16 protein-coding genes are annotated in these 16,239 nt (G+C 64.9%); 12 read left to right on the top strand and 4 right to left on the bottom strand.

Translation table 11 applies throughout. From position 1 onward, the window contains the following. The first annotated feature begins 107 nt into the window (after nt 1-107). Nucleotides 108-755, top strand: a complete 648-nt coding sequence (locus FJ949_RS17335) for a GNAT family N-acetyltransferase (protein WP_181167178.1) — start codon at nt 108-110, stop codon at nt 753-755. A gap of 62 nt (nt 756-817) precedes the next feature. On the opposite strand, the gene FJ949_RS17330 is transcribed toward FJ949_RS17335, so the two are convergent. Next, nucleotides 818-2,464: an acetolactate synthase large subunit gene (locus FJ949_RS17330; protein ID WP_140497646.1), complete on the bottom strand. Its 1,647-nt coding sequence runs from the start codon at nt 2,462-2,464 to the stop codon at nt 818-820. A 141-nt stretch (nt 2,465-2,605) separates the two neighbouring features. Next, nucleotides 2,606-3,508, bottom strand: coding sequence for a LysR substrate-binding domain-containing protein (locus FJ949_RS17325; protein ID WP_140497644.1), 903 nt, complete (start codon nt 3,506-3,508; stop codon nt 2,606-2,608). Nucleotides 3,509-3,611: 103 nt separating this feature from the next. On the opposite strand from FJ949_RS17325, the gene FJ949_RS17320 reads away from it, so the two are divergent. From FJ949_RS17320 to FJ949_RS17310, 3 genes are all read left to right on the top strand, one after another. After that, nucleotides 3,612-4,601 (top strand): zinc-dependent alcohol dehydrogenase family protein, encoded by a 990-nt coding sequence (locus FJ949_RS17320; protein ID WP_140497642.1) that lies wholly within the window; start codon nt 3,612-3,614, stop codon nt 4,599-4,601. 254 nt (nt 4,602-4,855) lie between these two features. Then, a complete protein-coding gene (locus tag FJ949_RS17315) occupies nt 4,856-5,152 on the top strand; it encodes a zf-TFIIB domain-containing protein (RefSeq protein WP_140497640.1) in 297 nt (98 codons plus the stop codon). Nucleotides 5,153-5,220: 68 nt separating this feature from the next. Next, on the top strand, nt 5,221-6,210 hold the full coding sequence (locus tag FJ949_RS17310) for a Tim44 domain-containing protein (protein ID WP_140497638.1): 990 nt from the start codon (nt 5,221-5,223) through the stop codon (nt 6,208-6,210). Nucleotides 6,211-6,508: 298 nt separating this feature from the next. Here FJ949_RS17310 and FJ949_RS17305 read toward each other — a convergent pair whose 3' ends face one another. Continuing rightward, a complete protein-coding gene (locus FJ949_RS17305) occupies nt 6,509-7,606 on the bottom strand; it encodes a lactonase family protein (RefSeq protein ID WP_140497636.1) in 1,098 nt (365 codons plus the stop codon). A gap of 200 nt (nt 7,607-7,806) precedes the next feature. On the opposite strand from FJ949_RS17305, the gene FJ949_RS17300 reads away from it, so the two are divergent. The 8 genes from FJ949_RS17300 (at nt 7,807) to FJ949_RS17265 (ending at nt 15,369) form a co-directional block, all read left to right on the top strand. Further along, complete coding sequence (locus FJ949_RS17300) at nt 7,807-8,358, top strand: MaoC family dehydratase (RefSeq protein ID WP_140497634.1); 552 nt, start codon at nt 7,807-7,809, stop codon at nt 8,356-8,358. 2 nt (nt 8,359-8,360) lie between these two features. Continuing rightward, nucleotides 8,361-9,521 (top strand): CaiB/BaiF CoA-transferase family protein, encoded by a 1,161-nt coding sequence (locus FJ949_RS17295; protein WP_140497632.1) that lies wholly within the window; start codon nt 8,361-8,363, stop codon nt 9,519-9,521. 32 nt (nt 9,522-9,553) lie between these two features. Next, nucleotides 9,554-10,699, top strand: a complete 1,146-nt coding sequence (locus tag FJ949_RS17290; RefSeq protein ID WP_140498094.1) for an extracellular solute-binding protein — start codon at nt 9,554-9,556, stop codon at nt 10,697-10,699. A gap of 22 nt (nt 10,700-10,721) precedes the next feature. Continuing rightward, complete coding sequence (locus FJ949_RS17285) at nt 10,722-11,909, top strand: ABC transporter substrate-binding protein (protein ID WP_140497630.1); 1,188 nt, start codon at nt 10,722-10,724, stop codon at nt 11,907-11,909. Nucleotides 11,910-11,981: 72 nt separating this feature from the next. Then, the gene (locus tag FJ949_RS17280) at nt 11,982-12,719 is read left to right on the top strand and encodes an ATP-binding cassette domain-containing protein (RefSeq protein ID WP_140497628.1); all 738 of its coding nucleotides are present in this window, start codon (nt 11,982-11,984) and stop codon (nt 12,717-12,719) included. Next, nucleotides 12,712-13,452 (top strand): ATP-binding cassette domain-containing protein, encoded by a 741-nt coding sequence (locus FJ949_RS17275; protein ID WP_140497625.1) that lies wholly within the window; start codon nt 12,712-12,714, stop codon nt 13,450-13,452. Before FJ949_RS17280 ends, FJ949_RS17275 begins: the two co-directional genes overlap by 8 nt. Next, on the top strand, nt 13,449-14,399 hold the full coding sequence (locus tag FJ949_RS17270; protein WP_140497623.1) for an ABC transporter permease: 951 nt from the start codon (nt 13,449-13,451) through the stop codon (nt 14,397-14,399). Before FJ949_RS17275 ends, FJ949_RS17270 begins: the two co-directional genes overlap by 4 nt. A 1-nt stretch (nt 14,400) precedes the next feature. Further along, nucleotides 14,401-15,369, top strand: coding sequence for an ABC transporter permease (locus FJ949_RS17265; RefSeq protein ID WP_140497621.1), 969 nt, complete (start codon nt 14,401-14,403; stop codon nt 15,367-15,369). A gap of 20 nt (nt 15,370-15,389) precedes the next feature. On the opposite strand, the gene FJ949_RS17260 is transcribed toward FJ949_RS17265, so the two are convergent. Then, complete coding sequence (locus FJ949_RS17260) at nt 15,390-16,226, bottom strand: amidohydrolase (RefSeq protein WP_140497619.1); 837 nt, start codon at nt 16,224-16,226, stop codon at nt 15,390-15,392. Nucleotides 16,227-16,239 lie beyond the last annotated feature (13 nt).

The following is a 16,239-nucleotide window of genomic DNA, read 5'->3' as shown; positions in this document are numbered from 1 at the left end:
AAGGGACAGGTGGGCCAAAAATCTTGACCCACCTCGGGAGCCTCTTGGCAGGCGAGCGCAGAGTTGGCATCAGCTTCTTGCGCGCCGGTGGGGAAGGTCGAGGACAGATGTTGGTCACCGAAGGCAGATTGCCTGATGAAATCACCAATCTAACGGTCGGCTATCGGCGGGTGCCGGCCGGCAAGATCGTCAATGCGGTGACATGGATGGAAGCGCGCGCGCCGGTGCCGGGTCTCGCGCGGCCGTTGACCATGACAAGGATCACGAAACCCGACAATGCTTCCTACCGCGCGGTCTTCCTGGAGATCGGCGCTCGCTGGCTCTGGGACCGCGCCGCCGAAATGTCGGATGCCGAGATCGCCGCGCATTTCGCCGATCCGCGCCAGCATCTCTATTACGGCCATGACGAAAGCGGCGCCCATGTCGGCATGGTCGAGTTCTCGGTGGCCGAGGACAACGAGATCGAGATCACCTATTTCGGCCTGTTCCCCTCCTTGACCGGCCGTGGCTTCGGCAAGCGGCTGATGGCCGGCGCGCTCGACCAGGCATGGCGTCTCCGGCCCAGCCGCATTTGGCTGCATACCAGCAGCTTCGACCATCACAGTGTCATCGGTTTCTACAGGGCCTGCGGATTTGAGCCCTTTGCGACCGGCTTCGAAATCGCCGACGATCCCAGGATCAAGGGAACACTGCCGCGTGACGCCGCGCCGCAGATTCCCCTGATCGAGACGGAATGGTCCCCCGACGCCAGATGAAAACGCCTTCGCAACCAGCCAGCCAGGCATCGCGGCATCGACGGCCTTGGCGCCGGCCGCCGTCAGGTCGCCTGCACCGCTGGCAGCCGCTCACGCAATTCGTCGACGAGCACCCTGATGTTTTCGGAATAGTCGATGGGCACGACGACGAGATGCACGCCGCCGCCGGCAAAAGCCTGTTCCAGCGCCGGCCGGAATTCGGCGATCGCGCCGACCCTGGTTCCCTTGGCGCCATAAGCCTCGGCGTATTTGACGAAATCGGGATTGCCGAAGGTCATGCCGAAATCCGGAAAGTCGTCGACCGCCTGTTTCCAGCGGATCATGCCATAGGCGTGGTCCTCGAGCAGCAGGACGACAAGATTGAGCTTGAGCCGGACGGCGGTCTCCAGTTCCTGGCTGTTCATCATGAAGCCGCCATCGCCGCAGATGGCCATGACGCGGCGCTGCGGATGGAGCAGTGCCGCCATCATCGCCGACGGCAGCCCCGCGCCCATGGTGGCCAGCGCATTGTCGAGCAGCAGCGTGTTGGCCATGCGCGTGCGGTAGTTGCGCGCGAACCAGATCTTGTACATGCCGTTGTCGAGGGCAAGGATCCCGTCGGCGGGCATCACGGCGCGCACGTCATGCACGATGCGTTGCGGCGTGAAGCGGTCTTCCGTGGCGCGCGCGGCGATGCGGCTCAGAATGCCTTCGCGCAACGGCAACAGGGCCTGCGCGTTGGGGATCTTGCCCTCGATGCGATCCGCCAGCAGCGCCAGCGAAGGGCCGAGGTCGCCGACGATCTCGGTCTGTGGGAAATAGACCTGCTCGACATCGGCGGTTTGATAGCCGACATGAATGACCTTCGGCCCGTTGACGCCCATGATGAAGGGCGGCTTCTCGACCGTGTCGTGACCGATGGTGATGATCAGGTCGGCCTGTTCGATGGCCTCGTGCACGTAGTCGCGTTCCGAAAGGGCCGCCGTTCCCATGTAGAGTTCGGTGCCGCCGGGCACGGTGCCCTTGCCCATCTGCGTGGTGAAATAGGGAATTTGGGTGCGCAGCACGAACTGGGCGACATCGGGCGTGACGCGCGGCCGCGACGCCGCGGCGCCGAACATCAGCAGCGGACGTTTGGCCTCGATGATCATGCGGGCGGCGCGGTCGAGCGCGCCCGCACCGGCCAGCGGCAGTTCGACCGGATGCGTCGGCACCAGCGGAACCGGATCGCACTCCGCCGCCGCAATGTCTTCCGGCAGTTCCAGATGCACGGGACCAGGCCGCTCTTCCTGCGCGACGCGGAAGGCTTCGCGCACCAGCGAGGGGATCATCTTGGGCGAGACGATCTGGCGCGACAGCTTGGTCAGCGGTTTCATCGCCGCGACGATGTCGACGATCTGGAACCGTGCCTGCCTGGACGAGAGGATTCCCTTCTGGCCGGTGATCATGATCATCGGCATGGCGCCGAGCAGCGCATAGGCCGAGCCGGTCGTCAGGTTGAGCGCGCCGGGGCCGAGCGTGGTGATGCACACACCTGGCTTGCCGGTGAGCCGGCCATAGGTCGCGGCCATGAAGGCGGCCGCCTGCTCGTGACGGGTCAGGATGAGCTGTATCGAGGAGCGGCGGATGGATTCGACGATGTCGAGATTCTCCTCGCCCGGAATGCCGAATATCCGGTCGACCCCTTCGTTCTCGAGGGCCGCCACGAACAGATCCGAACCTTTGGTCATCAACCGTCTCTCCTGCAATGCGCCTGCATGCCGCCAGCTTTGCCTCATATGGCACTGGAAAGCGATGCCTCAAAGAGCCGAGGCGCCTCTCCACGGAATGTCCGCGCGATCCCAAACGAGAGTGGCCGCGAGCGCTAGCGATCAAGCCATCCGTTTCGGCAAGGCGGCCGCCAGCGCATCGACGGCCAGCCGAACTTTCAGCGGCAAATGGGGCGTCTGCAGCCAAAGGGCGTGGCAGTCATAGAGATATCGCGGCTGGTCCGGCAAGAGCTCGACCAGCGCCCCGGCCTGGATACGCTCGCGAACCAGCCACCAAGGCAACCAGGCGAGCCCCATGCCCTCGGCCGAAGCATCCGCGATGGCATCGAGATCGTCGAGCCGCAGCCGGCCGCCGGGCATGATCTCCTGTGCTGGTTGTCCTTCGCGCGGGAACAGCCAAGGCTGAACGGCTTGGCCGAGCCGGCGATATACGATGGCATGATGATTGGCGAGATCTTCGATCCGCCGTGGCTCGCCCTGAATTTTCAGGTAGGACGGCGCCGCACAGACAATCATGTCCTGGCTCGCGACGCGGCGCGCGATCACGCCTGCCCTGTCCTCCAGATCGCCGGTTCGGATGGCAAGATCGTAGCCGTCCTCGGCAAGATCGGCGAAGCGGTCGCTGAGCGACAGGTCAAGTTCCAGCATCGGATATTGCCGCGCCAGTTTCAGCAGCACGGGTGTTACGCAGTGCCGGCCGAAATGCGCCGGCATGGTGACGCGCAGCTTGCCACGCGGTTGCGAGAGCTGGTCGGCGGCGAGTTGATCGGCCGCTTCGGCCTCGGCCAGCACCAGCCGACAGCGGTCGTAATAGGCGCGTCCGAACTCGGTGAGGTTCTGCCGGCGCGTGGTGCGGTTGAGCAGGCGCATGCCGAGACGCTCCTCCAGAAACCGGACGTGTTTGCCGACCATCGGTCCGGACAGATCGAGTGCGGCCGCGGCCGCCGCGAACGAGCCGAGGTCGACCGCCCTGACGAACACGGCCATGCTCTCAAGGCGATCCATATTCGAAACTCCTGGTTTCTACTGTTCTGCTCCCATTGCTATTTATCCAACTTCGCCTTGGCGACATAGCTCCTTTCGGTTCAAACAATTTGGAGTAGACCCAATGGCGCGCGTCGTTCGCTTTCATCGGCATGGTGGCCCCGAGGTCCTGCGGATCGAAAATGTGGATCTTCCCCTACCCGGCCCGGGCGAGGTTCAGATCCGCGTCAAGGCGCTCGGCCTCAATCGCGCCGAGGCGCTGCTGCGCGCGGGCACCTATATCGAGACGCCCACCCTGCCCTCCGGGCTTGGCCTGGAGGCCGCAGGCCTCATCGAAACGGTCGGCGGAGCCGTGACGGCTCTGGCGTCGGGTGATGCCGTCAGCGTCATCCCGCCGCAATCGATGATCCGCTGGCCGGCTTATGGAGAGCTTGTTACCTATCCCGCCGGGCTCGTCGTCAAAAACCCGATATCACTCGATTGGCAGACCGCGGCCGCGATGTGGATGCCGTACCTCACCGCCTATGGCGCGCTGATCGACATCGCCAGGCTGCGCAACGAGGACTTCGTCGTCATCACGGCAGCCTCGAGCAGCGTCGGGCTTGCCGCGATCCAGATCGCCAACAGCGTCGGCGCGACGGCGATCGCGGTGACACGGACCTCGACGAAGAAGCAGGCCCTGCTCGACGCCGGCGCGGCTGAAGTCGTGGTCCTGGCCGAGGAGGATCTGGAGGCGCGGCTAGGCCGGATCGCCGGGCCGCGAGGCGTGCGCATCGTGTTTGACGCGATCGGCGGCCCGATTTTCGAGCCGCTCGCGGCGGCGATGTCCCGGGGCGGCATTCTCATTGAATATGGCGGGTTGAGCCCCGAGCCGACGCCGTTTCCCTTGCCCGCCGTGCTTGGCAAGACATTGACGCTGCGCGGCTACCTCGTCCACGAGATCACCGGCGACCCGGCGAAGCTGGAAGCCGCCAAGGCGTTCATCCTCGAAGGGCTGGAGGCCGGCACGCTGAGGCCGATCATCGACAGAACCTTCCCGTTCGAGCAGATCGTCGAGGCGCATCGCTATCTCGAGTCGAACGAGCAGTTCGGCAAGATCGTGGTGACGGTCTGAGCAGGGACGCCGGGGTCGTTGGCGCAGGCGCGGTACCCAGCGCTCGAAGCGCAATGACGTCAGCGATGGGGAACAAATTCGATCCTCGCGGACAATGTCGCTCTTGAAGGCGCGGTTCTCCATTCCTAATTCTCGCATGCGGGCCGGGCCCCTCTGACTGTCGCACCTCGCGACCGTGATGTCGGACCGCTTTAACGGGCCCGTTTCCATCCTTTCGGTCAAGCGGGCTCATCTCTTTTGGTTTGGAGCCCCATATGACATCGTCTTCCCTTCTTGGATTGGTTTGCCCCTCCTGCCGCGTCGCGCTCGTGATGAGCGAACGCCAGGGTATCGAGATCGATTATTGCCCGCAGTGCCGTGGCGTGTGGCTTGACCGAGGCGAACTCGACAAGATCATCGAGCGATCGGCCAAGGAGGCCTCGCCCGCGCCACAGCCGGCAGCGTTCTCCCAGCCCCAGCATGGCCGGGACCGCGATGACGACTATGCGCGCTCGCAGGGCCACCGCTATCCGAAACGGAAGAAATCGTTCTTCGAAGAGCTGTTCGATTGACCGCACGCCGGTAGCCGGCCCGACGTCTGTCGAAAATTTCCGAAACCCATCGATAAAGGTCCGTCCAGATGATTTCCCGCACAAGCCGATTTGCCGCCCTGTTTGCCGGACTGTTCCTGGCATTCTCCATGGTCGCGGTAGACCATGCCGAGGCCCGTCGCGGCGGCAGTTTCGGCAGCCGCGGCATGCGCACGTTCCAATCAGCGCCGCCGACCAGGACCGCTCCGGCGCCGACCGCTCCGGTCGAGCGTTCGATGACGCCCAATACCGGCGTGAACACCGCGGCCCGGCAGCCGCAGGCCGGCCCGCAGAGGCCCGGCTTCATGAGCGGCTTCGGTGGAACGATGATGCGCGGCCTGCTGATCGGCGGCCTGATCGGGCTGCTCCTGGGCCAGGGCTTCGGCGGGCTGGCAGGCATGTTCGGTTTCCTGCTGCAGGCCGTGCTGATCGGTGGCGCCATCATGCTGGCAATCAGGTTCTTCCGGTCGCAATCCGCGCGTGGCCCCGCCCCTGCGCTCGCGGGCGCTGGCAATGCCTCGCGATTTGAAAACCGCGCAGCCGGACAGAGCGATGCCAACAATGCGCGTTCTTTCGCCATTCCCGGCTTTGGCGGCGGTTCAGGCGGAGGCTCCGCGGCGGCCACCGGTTCCGATGAAATCCGGCTCGCCCAGACCGACCTCGACGCATTCCAGCAGCTGTTGAGCGATGTCCAGGAAGCGTTCGGGCGTGAGGATCATGCCGCGTTGCGCAAGACGACGACTCCCGAAATGGTGTCCTATCTCTCTGAAGAGCTGGCCGACAATGCGAAGAAGGGCCTCAGGAACGAGGTATCCGACGTCACCCTCCTGCAGGCCGACATCGCGGAAAGCTGGCGCGAGGATGACCGCGACTATGCCACGGCGGCCCTGCGTTATGAATCGCGCGACGTGATGCGCGAACGGGCCAGCGGCAAGGTCGTCGAGGGCGACGAGGATCATCCCACGGAGACGACGGAGCTGTGGACCTTCACGCGTCAGAATGGCTCGAGCTGGAAGCTCTCGGCAATCCAACAGGCCTGAGCTCCAGCGTGCGAACTCGCGTTGACAAAGGCGGCCTGACGACGGCCGGTCCGGCTGTGTCAGCAGCCTCCATGGCCGGCAGCTCTCAAAATAGGAATTTTTTCTTGACTGGGTGAAGGCAGCTATGGTAGATATTTATCTATGGTGCTGAGTTGCGCCAGGAACCCGCCGCGCAGGCGGGTTTTTTCGTTCAATGCTCCGTCAACAGCTCCGGCGAAGCCACCCGTCAACCCGGATCGCCCGGCCTGAGCTCCGGCCCGTTTCAGTCCGAAGCTTCGATGCCGATGTCGCGCACGGTTCACCGCACGATCTTGACGCACATCGGCGTGCCGATCTCGATGGCACGGCCGGTGTCGGTCAGCCGGCCGCTCTCGGCGTCGCGCGCGAAGATCGATATGCGGTCGGCATTCTGGTTGGCCGAGAACAGGTGGTCGCCCGACGGCGTCAGCGCCAGGTTGCGCGGCGTGGCGCCGCCGCAAGGGACATGGCCGACAAGGCTCAGCGCGCCACTTTGCTGGTCGACGGCCATAACGACCACACTGTCATGGCCTCGGTTGGAGCCGTAGAGGAAGCGGCCGTCGGGCGAGATCTGGATATCGGCGCAGTGGTTGGCATGGCGCGCCTCGGCCGGCACGGCCGGCCTGGTGTCGATGATCGAGAGCTTGCCGCTCGCCTCGTCCAGCGCCATCGACACGATGGTCGAATCCAGCTCGTTCATGACGAAGACGAAACGGCCGTTCGGATGCAAGGCGAGATGGCGCGGACCGGCGCCCGGCGGCAAAGCGGATTCGGCCAGTTTGGTCAGATTGCCATCATGCTCGATCCGGTAGGACACCAACCGGTCGATGCCGAGATCGGCGACGATGGCCGTTCCGCCGGCGATGGTTTCGGTGACGCTATGGGCATGCGAGCGCTCCTGCCGGGCTGGATTCGGGCCAGTGCCCTTGTGCGAAACGCTAGCCAGAGGAGCCGACAAGGCGCCATCGCCGTCGAAGCCATAGACCGCGACTGCGCGATCCGGACCGCCCTCGCCCATGCCGTAATTGGCGACCAGCAGCTTCGTGCCATCGCGGGTGATGGTGTTATGCGCGGTGATGCTGCCGAGTGACGGCTGCTTGTTCAGGTAAGTGAGCGTGCCCGAGGCGCGGTCGAAGCCGTAGGCCGAAACCGTTCCTTCGCGCCAGGGGAAGACTTCCGAATTGGCGTAGAGGCGCGAACCGTCCGGCGTCACCGAAAGGAAGGTCGGATTGTCGATGTCACTGGTCTCGGCCAGCTTTCGTGTTTCCAGCGTCTCCTCGTCGAAGCTGTAGACGCCGAGGCCGACGCCGCGTGCGCCCTGAAAATAGGGCGCCTCCCGGTTCAGGCTGCCGACAAAGACCAGACAGGCATCGCGCATGTTTTCCTCCCTGTTTCGCCGGCGCTCGAGCGCAGCGGAAACAGCCAAAATTTCGCCCGTCCTCGCTTGCAACGCAACCCCATATGTGAAAATAGTATTTACAAAAGAAGACTGACGGGAGGAGACGTCGTGCAATCTGGCGCCTTGATGCGTGTTCCGAAACTTGTGCCGTGCCTCGCGCAGAGCTTCCGGAGCCAGCTATGAACGAGTTCTCATCGACCGTCGGCGTCGCCTCGACGCACCCGGCCAACATGCCCGAGGCGCATGCCGCCCTGCCGGTTTGGAACGCCGAGAACTGGTTCTACGAGGACTGGCCGGTCGGCCAGAAGATCCGCTCGTTGCGCCGCACCATGGCGGAAGGCGACAGCCACCTTTTCAACACGCTGGTGCTCGACATCCATCCTTACGTGCAGGACCAGATGTTTGCCGAGACAGAGGGCATTTTCGGCAAGCGGCTGGTGGCGGGCGCCTTCGTCTTCTCGGCTGGCTTGGGGCTCGTCGCCACCAACTGCGTCAATGCGTTTTCCTATGGTTACGACAAGCTCCGCTTCATAAAGCCCGTCTTCATCGGCGATACGATCTATTCGATCCGCTCCAACCTCGACAAGACGCCGCGCTACAAGGACATGGGGCTGATCCGCGCCAGCTACGAGGTGTTCAAGGGCGAAGGCGAACTCGTTCTCTATTGCGAGCATCTGCAGACGGTGAAGTACCGCAACCCTGCCGATTTCGTCGGCAAGACGGAGAAGTAGAAATGCCGGCAGCAGCCGAATTGCCGCTTGCCGGTCTCGTCGTCGTCGATATGAGCCAGTTCCTGTCCGGGCCTTACTGCTCGCTCAGGCTGCTGGATCTCGGCGCCCGCGTCATCAAGATCGAGCGTCCGGACGGCGGCGACCTGTCGCGCCGGCTCTATCTCAGCGACACCGAGATCGGCGGTGATTCCACCATCTTCCATGCCATCAACCGGGCCAAGGAAAGCCTCGCCATCGACCTGAAGGACGAGGCGGATCTCAAGGCGCTGCGCGGCCTGCTGGCGAAGGCCGACGTGCTGATCCAGAATTTCAGGCCGGGTGTCATCGAACGGCTCGGCCTCGACTACGAGGCGGTCCGCAAGATCAACCCGCGCCTGGTCTATGCCTCGATCAGCGGCTATGGCGAGGACGGCCCATGGGTCAAGCGGCCCGGCCAGGACCTCCTGGCGCAGGCGCGCTCCGGGGTGATGTGGCTGAACGGCGACGAGGACCAGGGGCCGGTGCCGTTCGGGCTTGCTATCGGCGACATGCTGGCGGGCGCGGCATGCGCGCAAGGCATACTGGCCGCCCTTGTGCGGCGCGGCATCACCGGCCAGGGCAGCCATATCGAAACCAGCCTGCTGGAAGCGCTGGTCGACTTCCAGTTCGAGGTACTGACCACGCATCTCAATGACGGCCGCCGTTTGCCGCGCCGCTCCAGCTTCCGCAGCGCGCATGCCTATCTGTCGGCACCTTACGGCGTCTATCCCGCCAAGGACGGCTATCTCGCCATCGCCATGACACCGATCCCGAAACTCGCCGACCTGCTGTCGCTGGAGGAACTGGCGCCCTACCGCGACAAGCCGGCATCCTGGTTCACCGCGCGCGACGACATCAAGGCGATCGTCGCGCAGCGGATCGCGACCAGGACGGTCGACGAGTGGCTTGATGTTCTCGAACCCGCCGACATCTGGTGCGCCAAGGTGCTGACCTGGCCGGAAATGCTGGCAAGCGGGGGCTTCCAGTCGCTCGACATGCTGCAGACGGTGACGCGCGAGGACGATGTCTCGATCCTTACCACCAGTTCGCCGCTCAGGGTCGACGGCATCAGGGCCAAGGTCGACCGGGCAGCACCGCGCATCGGCGAGCATAGCGCCGCGATCCGCGAGGAGTTCGGCCTGTGACCACGCGCTTCCTAAAGCCCACGCTCAGGGGCATGACCTGGAACCATCCGCGCGGCTATGATCCGATGGTCGCCTGCTCGTCGCTGTGGAAGCAGAAAACCGGCATTGCCGTCGAATGGGACAAGCGTTCGCTGCAGGACTTCGAGTCCTTCCCGGTCGAGGAACTGGCGCGCGCCTATGATCTGATCGTCATCGACCATCCGCATGTCGGCCAGATCACCGCCGAACGCTGCCTGGAGCCGCTCGATGTCGCCGGCCGCGAGGCGGAGCGCGCGGCACTTTCCTCCGGCAGCGTCGGCCAGTCCTATCCGAGTTACACATGGCAGGGACGGCACTGGGCGTTTCCCATCGATGCCGCGACGCAGGTCCAGGCATGGCGGCCCGATGCGCTTGGCGCACCGCCATCGCGATGGAGCGAAGTGCTCGATCTCGCCCGGCAGGCACGCGTGCTGCTGCCGTTGCGGCCACCGCATTCGATGATGGTGTTCTTCACGCTCGCAGGCAATCTCGGGCATGCTTGCGCGACCGACCCGTCCAACGATCTCATCGACGGCGAGGCCGGCAGCGAAGTCTTCGAGACAATGCGCGAGATTGCCGCGCTGGTCGACCCGGCCTGCTTCGAGATGGATCCGATCGCCGTTTCGGAGCGGATGGCGCAGGCCGGATCCCCGATCGTCTGCGCACCGCTGATCTACGGCTATGTTTCCTACGCGATGGCCGGGTTTCGCCCACATCGCCTGGCATTTGGCGACATCCCTGTTGTCGGATCCAGCGGCCCGATTGGCACGGCGCTTGGCGGCACAGGCATAGCGGTGTCGGCCTTCTCGAAGGCGAAAGAGGCGGCAACCGATTTCGCCTACTGGCTCGCCAGCGGCGAGGTCCAGCGTGGCCCCTATGCCGCGGCCGGCGGACAGCCCGGCCATGCCGCGGCCTGGGAGGATCAGGCCGTCAATGCGGCGACCGGCAATTTCTATCGCGATACGCGCGCGACCCTGGAGGGCGCATGGGTGCGGCCTCGCCATGATGGTTACATGGCGTTCCAGCAGGCCGCGTCCGACCGCGTCAATTCCGGCATGACCTCAGGGCATCGTTCCAGCCAGGTTATTGCCGATCTCAATCGCCTGTTTCGGCAGAGCGCCCCGGCGCAGGCGACCGGCACTGCCGGTGGAGGAGCCTGAAAAAATCGAACGGAGGAGACAAATGAAAAGCCTGATCCGCGGCCTTGTGGCCGCAACCGCCTTCGCCTCACTCGCAACGACAGCTTTTGCCGAAGACGTGCAAGGCGTCATCAGCGGGCTGCCCGATGAACTCAAGGCGCAATATGACGGCGCGCCGCAGAAGGTGCTGCCATCGGCCTGGGACAATTTCAACCCGCCGTCCAAGCCATGGAAATGGTGCCATTCGGAATCCTACCAGGGCAACCCCTGGCGGGTCACCGTCACCAAGGAGCTGAAGCGCCTGGTCGACGGGCTGATCGCCGACGGCACCGTCTCCAGCTTCGAAGTGTCGGATTCCAACAACGACGCCAGCCAGCAGATCAACCAGATCCGCGCCTTCATCGACAAGAAGTGCTCGATCATCACCTCGATCCCGGGCTCGGCAACAGCGCTCGATGACGCCATCGATGCGGCCGCCAAGGCAGGCATCCCGTTCATCACCGCCGCCGGTTCGGTGACCAGCCCGAACGCGATCAATGTCGATTCCAACTATGCGCGCTGGGGCTACGACATGATGACGGCGATCGGCAAGGCCAAGCCTGATGGCGCCAGCATCCTGCTGGTCGAGGGCATCGCCGGCCACCCGATCGTGGTTCAGGAGCGCCAGGGCGCCGACAAGGCGCTGGCGGAAAACCCCAAGCTGAAGATCTCGCGCACGGTCAACGGCAATTGGACGGCCAATGTCACCAAGACGGTGGTGCTGCAGGCGATCGCCACCAACCCGGCGCCGATCGATGCGGTGTGGACGACAGGCAGCGAAAGCCGCGTCGTCGCGGAGGCGTTCGCCGAAGCCGGCCGGCCGGCGCCGCTGATCACCGGTTCGATCACCGGCGATGCCCTGGGCTACTGGAAGGCCAATCCCGACAAGTACCGCTTCGAGGGCCATGCCGTGCTGCCGCACTGGACCGCCGAAACGCTGTTTCGCGTCGGCGAACGCATGCTCGACGGCCAGAAGCCGAAGCTGAACACGCTGCTCATTCCGATTCCGCCGGTCCACAATGCCGATCTCGGCGCCTGGTACAAGGACTGCATGACGACGGATGCCGTATCGATCTTCCCGGTGCCGCCCAAGGATCCGATGCCGGAAGAATGGCTCGACGCCTATTTCTCCAACCCGGCGCCGACCAAGGGATGGGACTATTCGAAGGTGCCAGACGCCTGCGCGAAGTGACGCCTGGGCCAGATAAGACCTCGACAAGCCGGCTCCTTTCGGAGGGCCGGCTTGCCAGCTTCGAAACGCGACATGCTTGAAATCAGAAACATATCCAAACGCTATGGCGAGACGGTCGCGCTTGCGGACGCCTCGATCGCGTTCCGGGCAGGAACCATCCACACCATCCTGGGCGAGAATGGTTCGGGCAAGAGCACCATGGTCAAGCTGCTGTCCGGCATCGTTCAGCCCGACAGCGGCACGGTCCTGCTGCAAGGCAGGCCGTTTTCGGGCGGAACCCCCTCGGCCTTCCAGGCGCAAGGCTTCGCCACGGTCTTCCAGGAAGTGCTGATCGCGCCGGACCGCAGCGTGACCGACAATATCCTGCTTGGCCTCGACGGCCTGGTCCGGCGCGCGGTTCCCCGCAACGAGCGGCGCGACAGGGCAGCCGCCGCCCTCAAACGTTTCGCCGTCACCAACGTTCCGCTCGACATGCCCGCCGGGCAGTTGCCGCTCGCAGCACAGCAACTCGTCGTTCTTGCTCGTGCGGTCGTGCGCGATCCAAAGATCCTGATCCTCGACGAAGTGACCGCAGCACTCGACTTCGCCGACCGCGAGTCCGTTTTTTCGCTGATGCGCACGCTTGCCGGCGAAGGCTGCCTGATCCTGTTCATCACCCACCGCATGGATGAGGTGACGTCGCTTTCGGATCGCATCTCGATCCTGCGCGGCGGCAGCGTGGTGCGCACCGAGGAGCGCGGCGCTTCGACGCCGGCGGAGCTTCTCAAGGCGATGGCGCCACGCACCGCCGCGGAGCTGGCGCATGGCTGATCGCGCCGCCCTCACTATCCGCGACCTCGTCATCGCACCGGACGCCAGCCCGATCATGCAGGCGGTCGCCGCCGGCGAGATCGTTGGGCTCGCCGGCCTGGATGGCCACGGCCAGGAGCTTTTCCTCGAGATGCTCGCCGGCCTAGTCGCGCCGCTTGGCGGTTCGATAACCCTCGATCTGCCCGGCGCATCCCGCGCCATCACCGGCTTCCGCAAGGCCGTATCGAGCGGCATCGCCTATCTTCCGCGCGGGCGTGCCAAAGGCATTTTCCCGACGCAATCGGTGCTCGACAATTTCGCCGTCTCGACGCTGTCTCGCGATACCCGCCTCGGCCTGATCAGCCCGGCGGCGCGCAAGGCGCGCTACGAGGCCTATCGCGAAAGGCTGTCGATATCGGCGCCTCGGCCCGACGCGCCGATCACCACCCTGTCCGGCGGCAACCAGCAGAAGGTGCTGTTGGCGCGGGCCCTGGCGCTGGACCCCGCAATGTTGCTTCTCAACGACCCGACGCGCGGCGTCGACGTGGCGACCCGGCATGTTCTCTACGACGTCTTTCGCGGGCTGGCTTCCGACGGCATGGGGCTCGTCATCCTGTCCAGCGAGATCGAGGAGATCCTTCTTCTCTGCCATCGCGTGCTGGTGTTCCGCGAAAATGAAGTCGTGGCGGAAATCGCCGGCCAGGCGATGACCACCGGGAACGTGATCGCAGCCATGTTCGGACGCGCGGCATGAGACCCTTCGCACGCATCCTGTCCCTCGGCCGAAGCGTCGGCTTCGCCGTCGTACTGCTGATCGCCCTGCTGGCGATCAATCTGATGCTGAGCCCGGCACGGTTCCAGCCGGGCTCCTGGGGTGCGCTGGTTGGTCTGGCGGCGCCGCTGATCGGTGCGGCCATCGCCTCGACGCCGGTGATCCTCGCCGGGCGCGGCGGCATCGATATTTCGGTCGGGCCGCTGATGGGCTTCGTCAACGCCATCGTGATCCAGGTGCTCTTTCTGCGCGCCGGAATATCCTCGCCGCTGGCGCTTGTTCCGGCGGCGCTGCTCATCGGTGCGCTGGTCGGGGCGGCGAACGGGTTTCTGGCGACCATCGTGCGCATCCAGCCGATCGTGGCCACGCTCGGCACCTATCTGATCCTGACGGGGGTGACGCTGACCATCCTGCCGGCGCCGATCGGCCCGGCGCCGGCCTGGCTGAAAGCCCTGGCGGGCCCACTCTCGCTTCTGCCGCTCGCCTTGATGTTCCTTTTCTGGTGGCTGGTGCGGCGCAGCCCTTATTACGACCAGCTGATGGCGGTCGGCAGCGACGATCGCGCCGCCTATACGGCCGGCGTCGACGTCACGCTCGTGCGCTTCATCGCCTATGTCATGACCGGCATCCTGGGCGGCTGCGCCGGACTGATGCTGACTGCGCTGATCGGGTCGGCCGATCCCAACATCGGCCCGACCTACACGCTGATCGCCATCGCCGCCGTGGCGCTCGGCGGTGTCAGCCTTGCCGGCGGCCGTGGTGGCGTCGCGGGTGCCGCGATCGGCGCTGTCGACATCTTCCTGCTGCAAAGCGTGCTGACGACGTTCAACGTCTCGACCTTCGTGCTGCAGATCGCCTACGGCGCCATACTGGTGCTGGCGGTGATGCTGACCGCGCTGCAGGAACGCTTTGCCATCGGGAGGCGCTGACATGGCTGGCCGAAATCTATTCGCGACAACCAATGCCCGTGTCGTCGGCGCCTTCTGTGTTGCCGCCCTTCTGCATCTTGCCGGCACCATCCTCATTCCGGGCTACTCCAGCCCGTTTGCGGTGCGCGCCATGCTGGTGCTTGCCTCGCTGCTCGCCGTCGCCACGATCGGGCAGACGCTGGTCGTCATCATGGGCGGCATCGACCTGTCGATCCCCTTCGTCATCGGCTTTGCCAATGTCGTGGCCGCGCAACTCTACGGCGATGGCTGGAATTTTGTCCTCGTCTGCGGCCTCGTCGGCGTGCTGGCGATCCTTATCGGTGGCCTGAACGGGCTGATCGCGCGCAGCCTCGACATCCAGCCGCTCATCGTCACGCTCGGCATCGGCATGGTCGTGCAAGGGCTGGTGCTTTTATGGACCGCGGGCTTCCCTTCAGGCTCCGCGCCGCAAGCGGTTTCGAGCTTCGTGTCGATCGGCGGATCGGCCGGGCCACTGCCGGTTCCATGGCTGGTGCCCTGCCTTGTCGTGCTGGTGGCGCTCGTCGTCCTGGTGCTGGAGCGGACGCCCTATGGGCGCCGGCTCTACGCACTCGGCAGCAATCCGGGTGCCGCGCCTCTGGCGCTGATCGATCCCGTCCGCATGTGGGTGATCACCTATGCGGCAAGCGCCTTCTTCGCCGCGGTGGCGGGCGTGCTGCTGCTCGGCTTCACCGGCTCGGCCTATGGCGATGTCGGGCAGCCCTACCTGTTCCAGACCATCGCGGCCGTGGTCGTCGGCGGCGCCGCGCTGGTCGGCGGGCGCGGCAGCTATCTCGGCACTATCGCCGGCGTGCTGGTGCTGACCGAGATCAACACGCTGCTGATCGGGCTCGGATTCCAGCCCTCGGCGGTGCAGGCAGCACTCGGCTTCATCATCGTGCTGCTGGTTTCGCTCTACGGGCGCGAACGGCACGTTTCGGCGACGATCTGAAGAACCCCAAGCGGAGCCGGTTAAAGCCGCCAGAGCTTGCGGGCGTTCGCCGACAAGAGCCTGTCGCGTTCCGCAACACTGCAACCGGCAAGCAGCGCATGGGTCGTCGCCACCCAGGTCGAGAGACCGCCACCCAGCGTGCAGACCGGCCAATCGCTGCCCCAGACAACACGATCCCATCCGAACGAACCGATCGTGTGTTCGACATAGGGCCGCAGCGTCTCGACCGTCCAACTGCCGGGATCCGCATAGGCGACGACGCCGGAAATCTTGGCCACGACGTTGGGACGCCGCGCGATTTCGCTCATGTGTTCGCGCCACGGATGCTCGCCATTGCCCTTGATGTCGGGGACGCCGCAATGGTCGAGCACGAACTGGACGTCGGGCGCCAGATCGGCGAGCGCGATCGCCTTGGGAATCTGATGCGGTAGCACGACGAGATCGAAGGTGAGCCCGGTGCCGCCGAGCCGCCGGATGCTGTCCCGGAATAGCGCGCCTTCCGAGAGTTCATCGGGCATGACGTGGAGGACGCGGCGAAAACCCTTGACGAACGGCTTTGCTCGCTGGCGCTCGAGATAGGCCGCAAAATTGGCCTCTTCCGGACGGCAGGCGGCGATCGCCCCGGCCAGCATGCTGCCGGCCTGTCTCGACAGGCCTTCGACACGTTCGGTCTCGGCCTCGATATCGGCGGGGTCGACATCGACCTCCATATGCAGCACACGCTCGACGCCGACACGTTGAGCTTCCACGCCGTACTCCTCATAGGAGAAGTCGCGGTTGAGAGCGGGCACGCCGGCAAGCCACGGGTAGCGCAAGGCCGAGCGGTCGATGAGGTGCAGGTGGGTGTCGATGATCATGGCAGGGCTCCTC

Source organism: Mesorhizobium sp. B2-4-1, assembly GCF_006442185.1.
In the GTDB taxonomy this organism is placed as follows: domain Bacteria; phylum Pseudomonadota; class Alphaproteobacteria; order Rhizobiales; family Rhizobiaceae; genus Mesorhizobium.
Note: the sequence above shows the minus strand (reverse complement) of the source record. Positions and strands in the feature narration are given on the sequence as shown.

Bases quoted from the DNA above. Each gene is read 5' to 3' on its own strand.
- FJ949_RS17335 (WP_181167178.1), top strand. From the start codon at position 108: ATGTTGGTCACCGAAGGCAGATTGCCTGATGAAATCACCAATCTAACG.
- FJ949_RS17330 (WP_140497646.1), bottom strand. From the start codon at position 2,464: ATGACCAAAGGTTCGGATCTGTTCGTGGCGGCCCTCGAGAACGAAGGG.
- FJ949_RS17325 (WP_140497644.1), bottom strand. From the start codon at position 3,508: ATGGATCGCCTTGAGAGCATGGCCGTGTTCGTCAGGGCGGTCGACCTC.
- FJ949_RS17320 (WP_140497642.1), top strand. From the start codon at position 3,612: ATGGCGCGCGTCGTTCGCTTTCATCGGCATGGTGGCCCCGAGGTCCTG.
- FJ949_RS17315 (WP_140497640.1), top strand. From the start codon at position 4,856: ATGACATCGTCTTCCCTTCTTGGATTGGTTTGCCCCTCCTGCCGCGTC.
- FJ949_RS17310 (WP_140497638.1), top strand. From the start codon at position 5,221: ATGATTTCCCGCACAAGCCGATTTGCCGCCCTGTTTGCCGGACTGTTC.
- FJ949_RS17305 (WP_140497636.1), bottom strand. From the start codon at position 7,606: ATGCGCGATGCCTGTCTGGTCTTTGTCGGCAGCCTGAACCGGGAGGCG.
- FJ949_RS17300 (WP_140497634.1), top strand. From the start codon at position 7,807: ATGAACGAGTTCTCATCGACCGTCGGCGTCGCCTCGACGCACCCGGCC.
- FJ949_RS17295 (WP_140497632.1), top strand. From the start codon at position 8,361: ATGCCGGCAGCAGCCGAATTGCCGCTTGCCGGTCTCGTCGTCGTCGAT.
- FJ949_RS17290 (WP_140498094.1), top strand. From the start codon at position 9,554: ATGACCTGGAACCATCCGCGCGGCTATGATCCGATGGTCGCCTGCTCG.
- FJ949_RS17285 (WP_140497630.1), top strand. From the start codon at position 10,722: ATGAAAAGCCTGATCCGCGGCCTTGTGGCCGCAACCGCCTTCGCCTCA.
- FJ949_RS17280 (WP_140497628.1), top strand. From the start codon at position 11,982: ATGCTTGAAATCAGAAACATATCCAAACGCTATGGCGAGACGGTCGCG.
- FJ949_RS17275 (WP_140497625.1), top strand. From the start codon at position 12,712: ATGGCTGATCGCGCCGCCCTCACTATCCGCGACCTCGTCATCGCACCG.
- FJ949_RS17270 (WP_140497623.1), top strand. From the start codon at position 13,449: ATGAGACCCTTCGCACGCATCCTGTCCCTCGGCCGAAGCGTCGGCTTC.
- FJ949_RS17265 (WP_140497621.1), top strand. From the start codon at position 14,401: ATGGCTGGCCGAAATCTATTCGCGACAACCAATGCCCGTGTCGTCGGC.
- FJ949_RS17260 (WP_140497619.1), bottom strand. From the start codon at position 16,226: ATGATCATCGACACCCACCTGCACCTCATCGACCGCTCGGCCTTGCGC.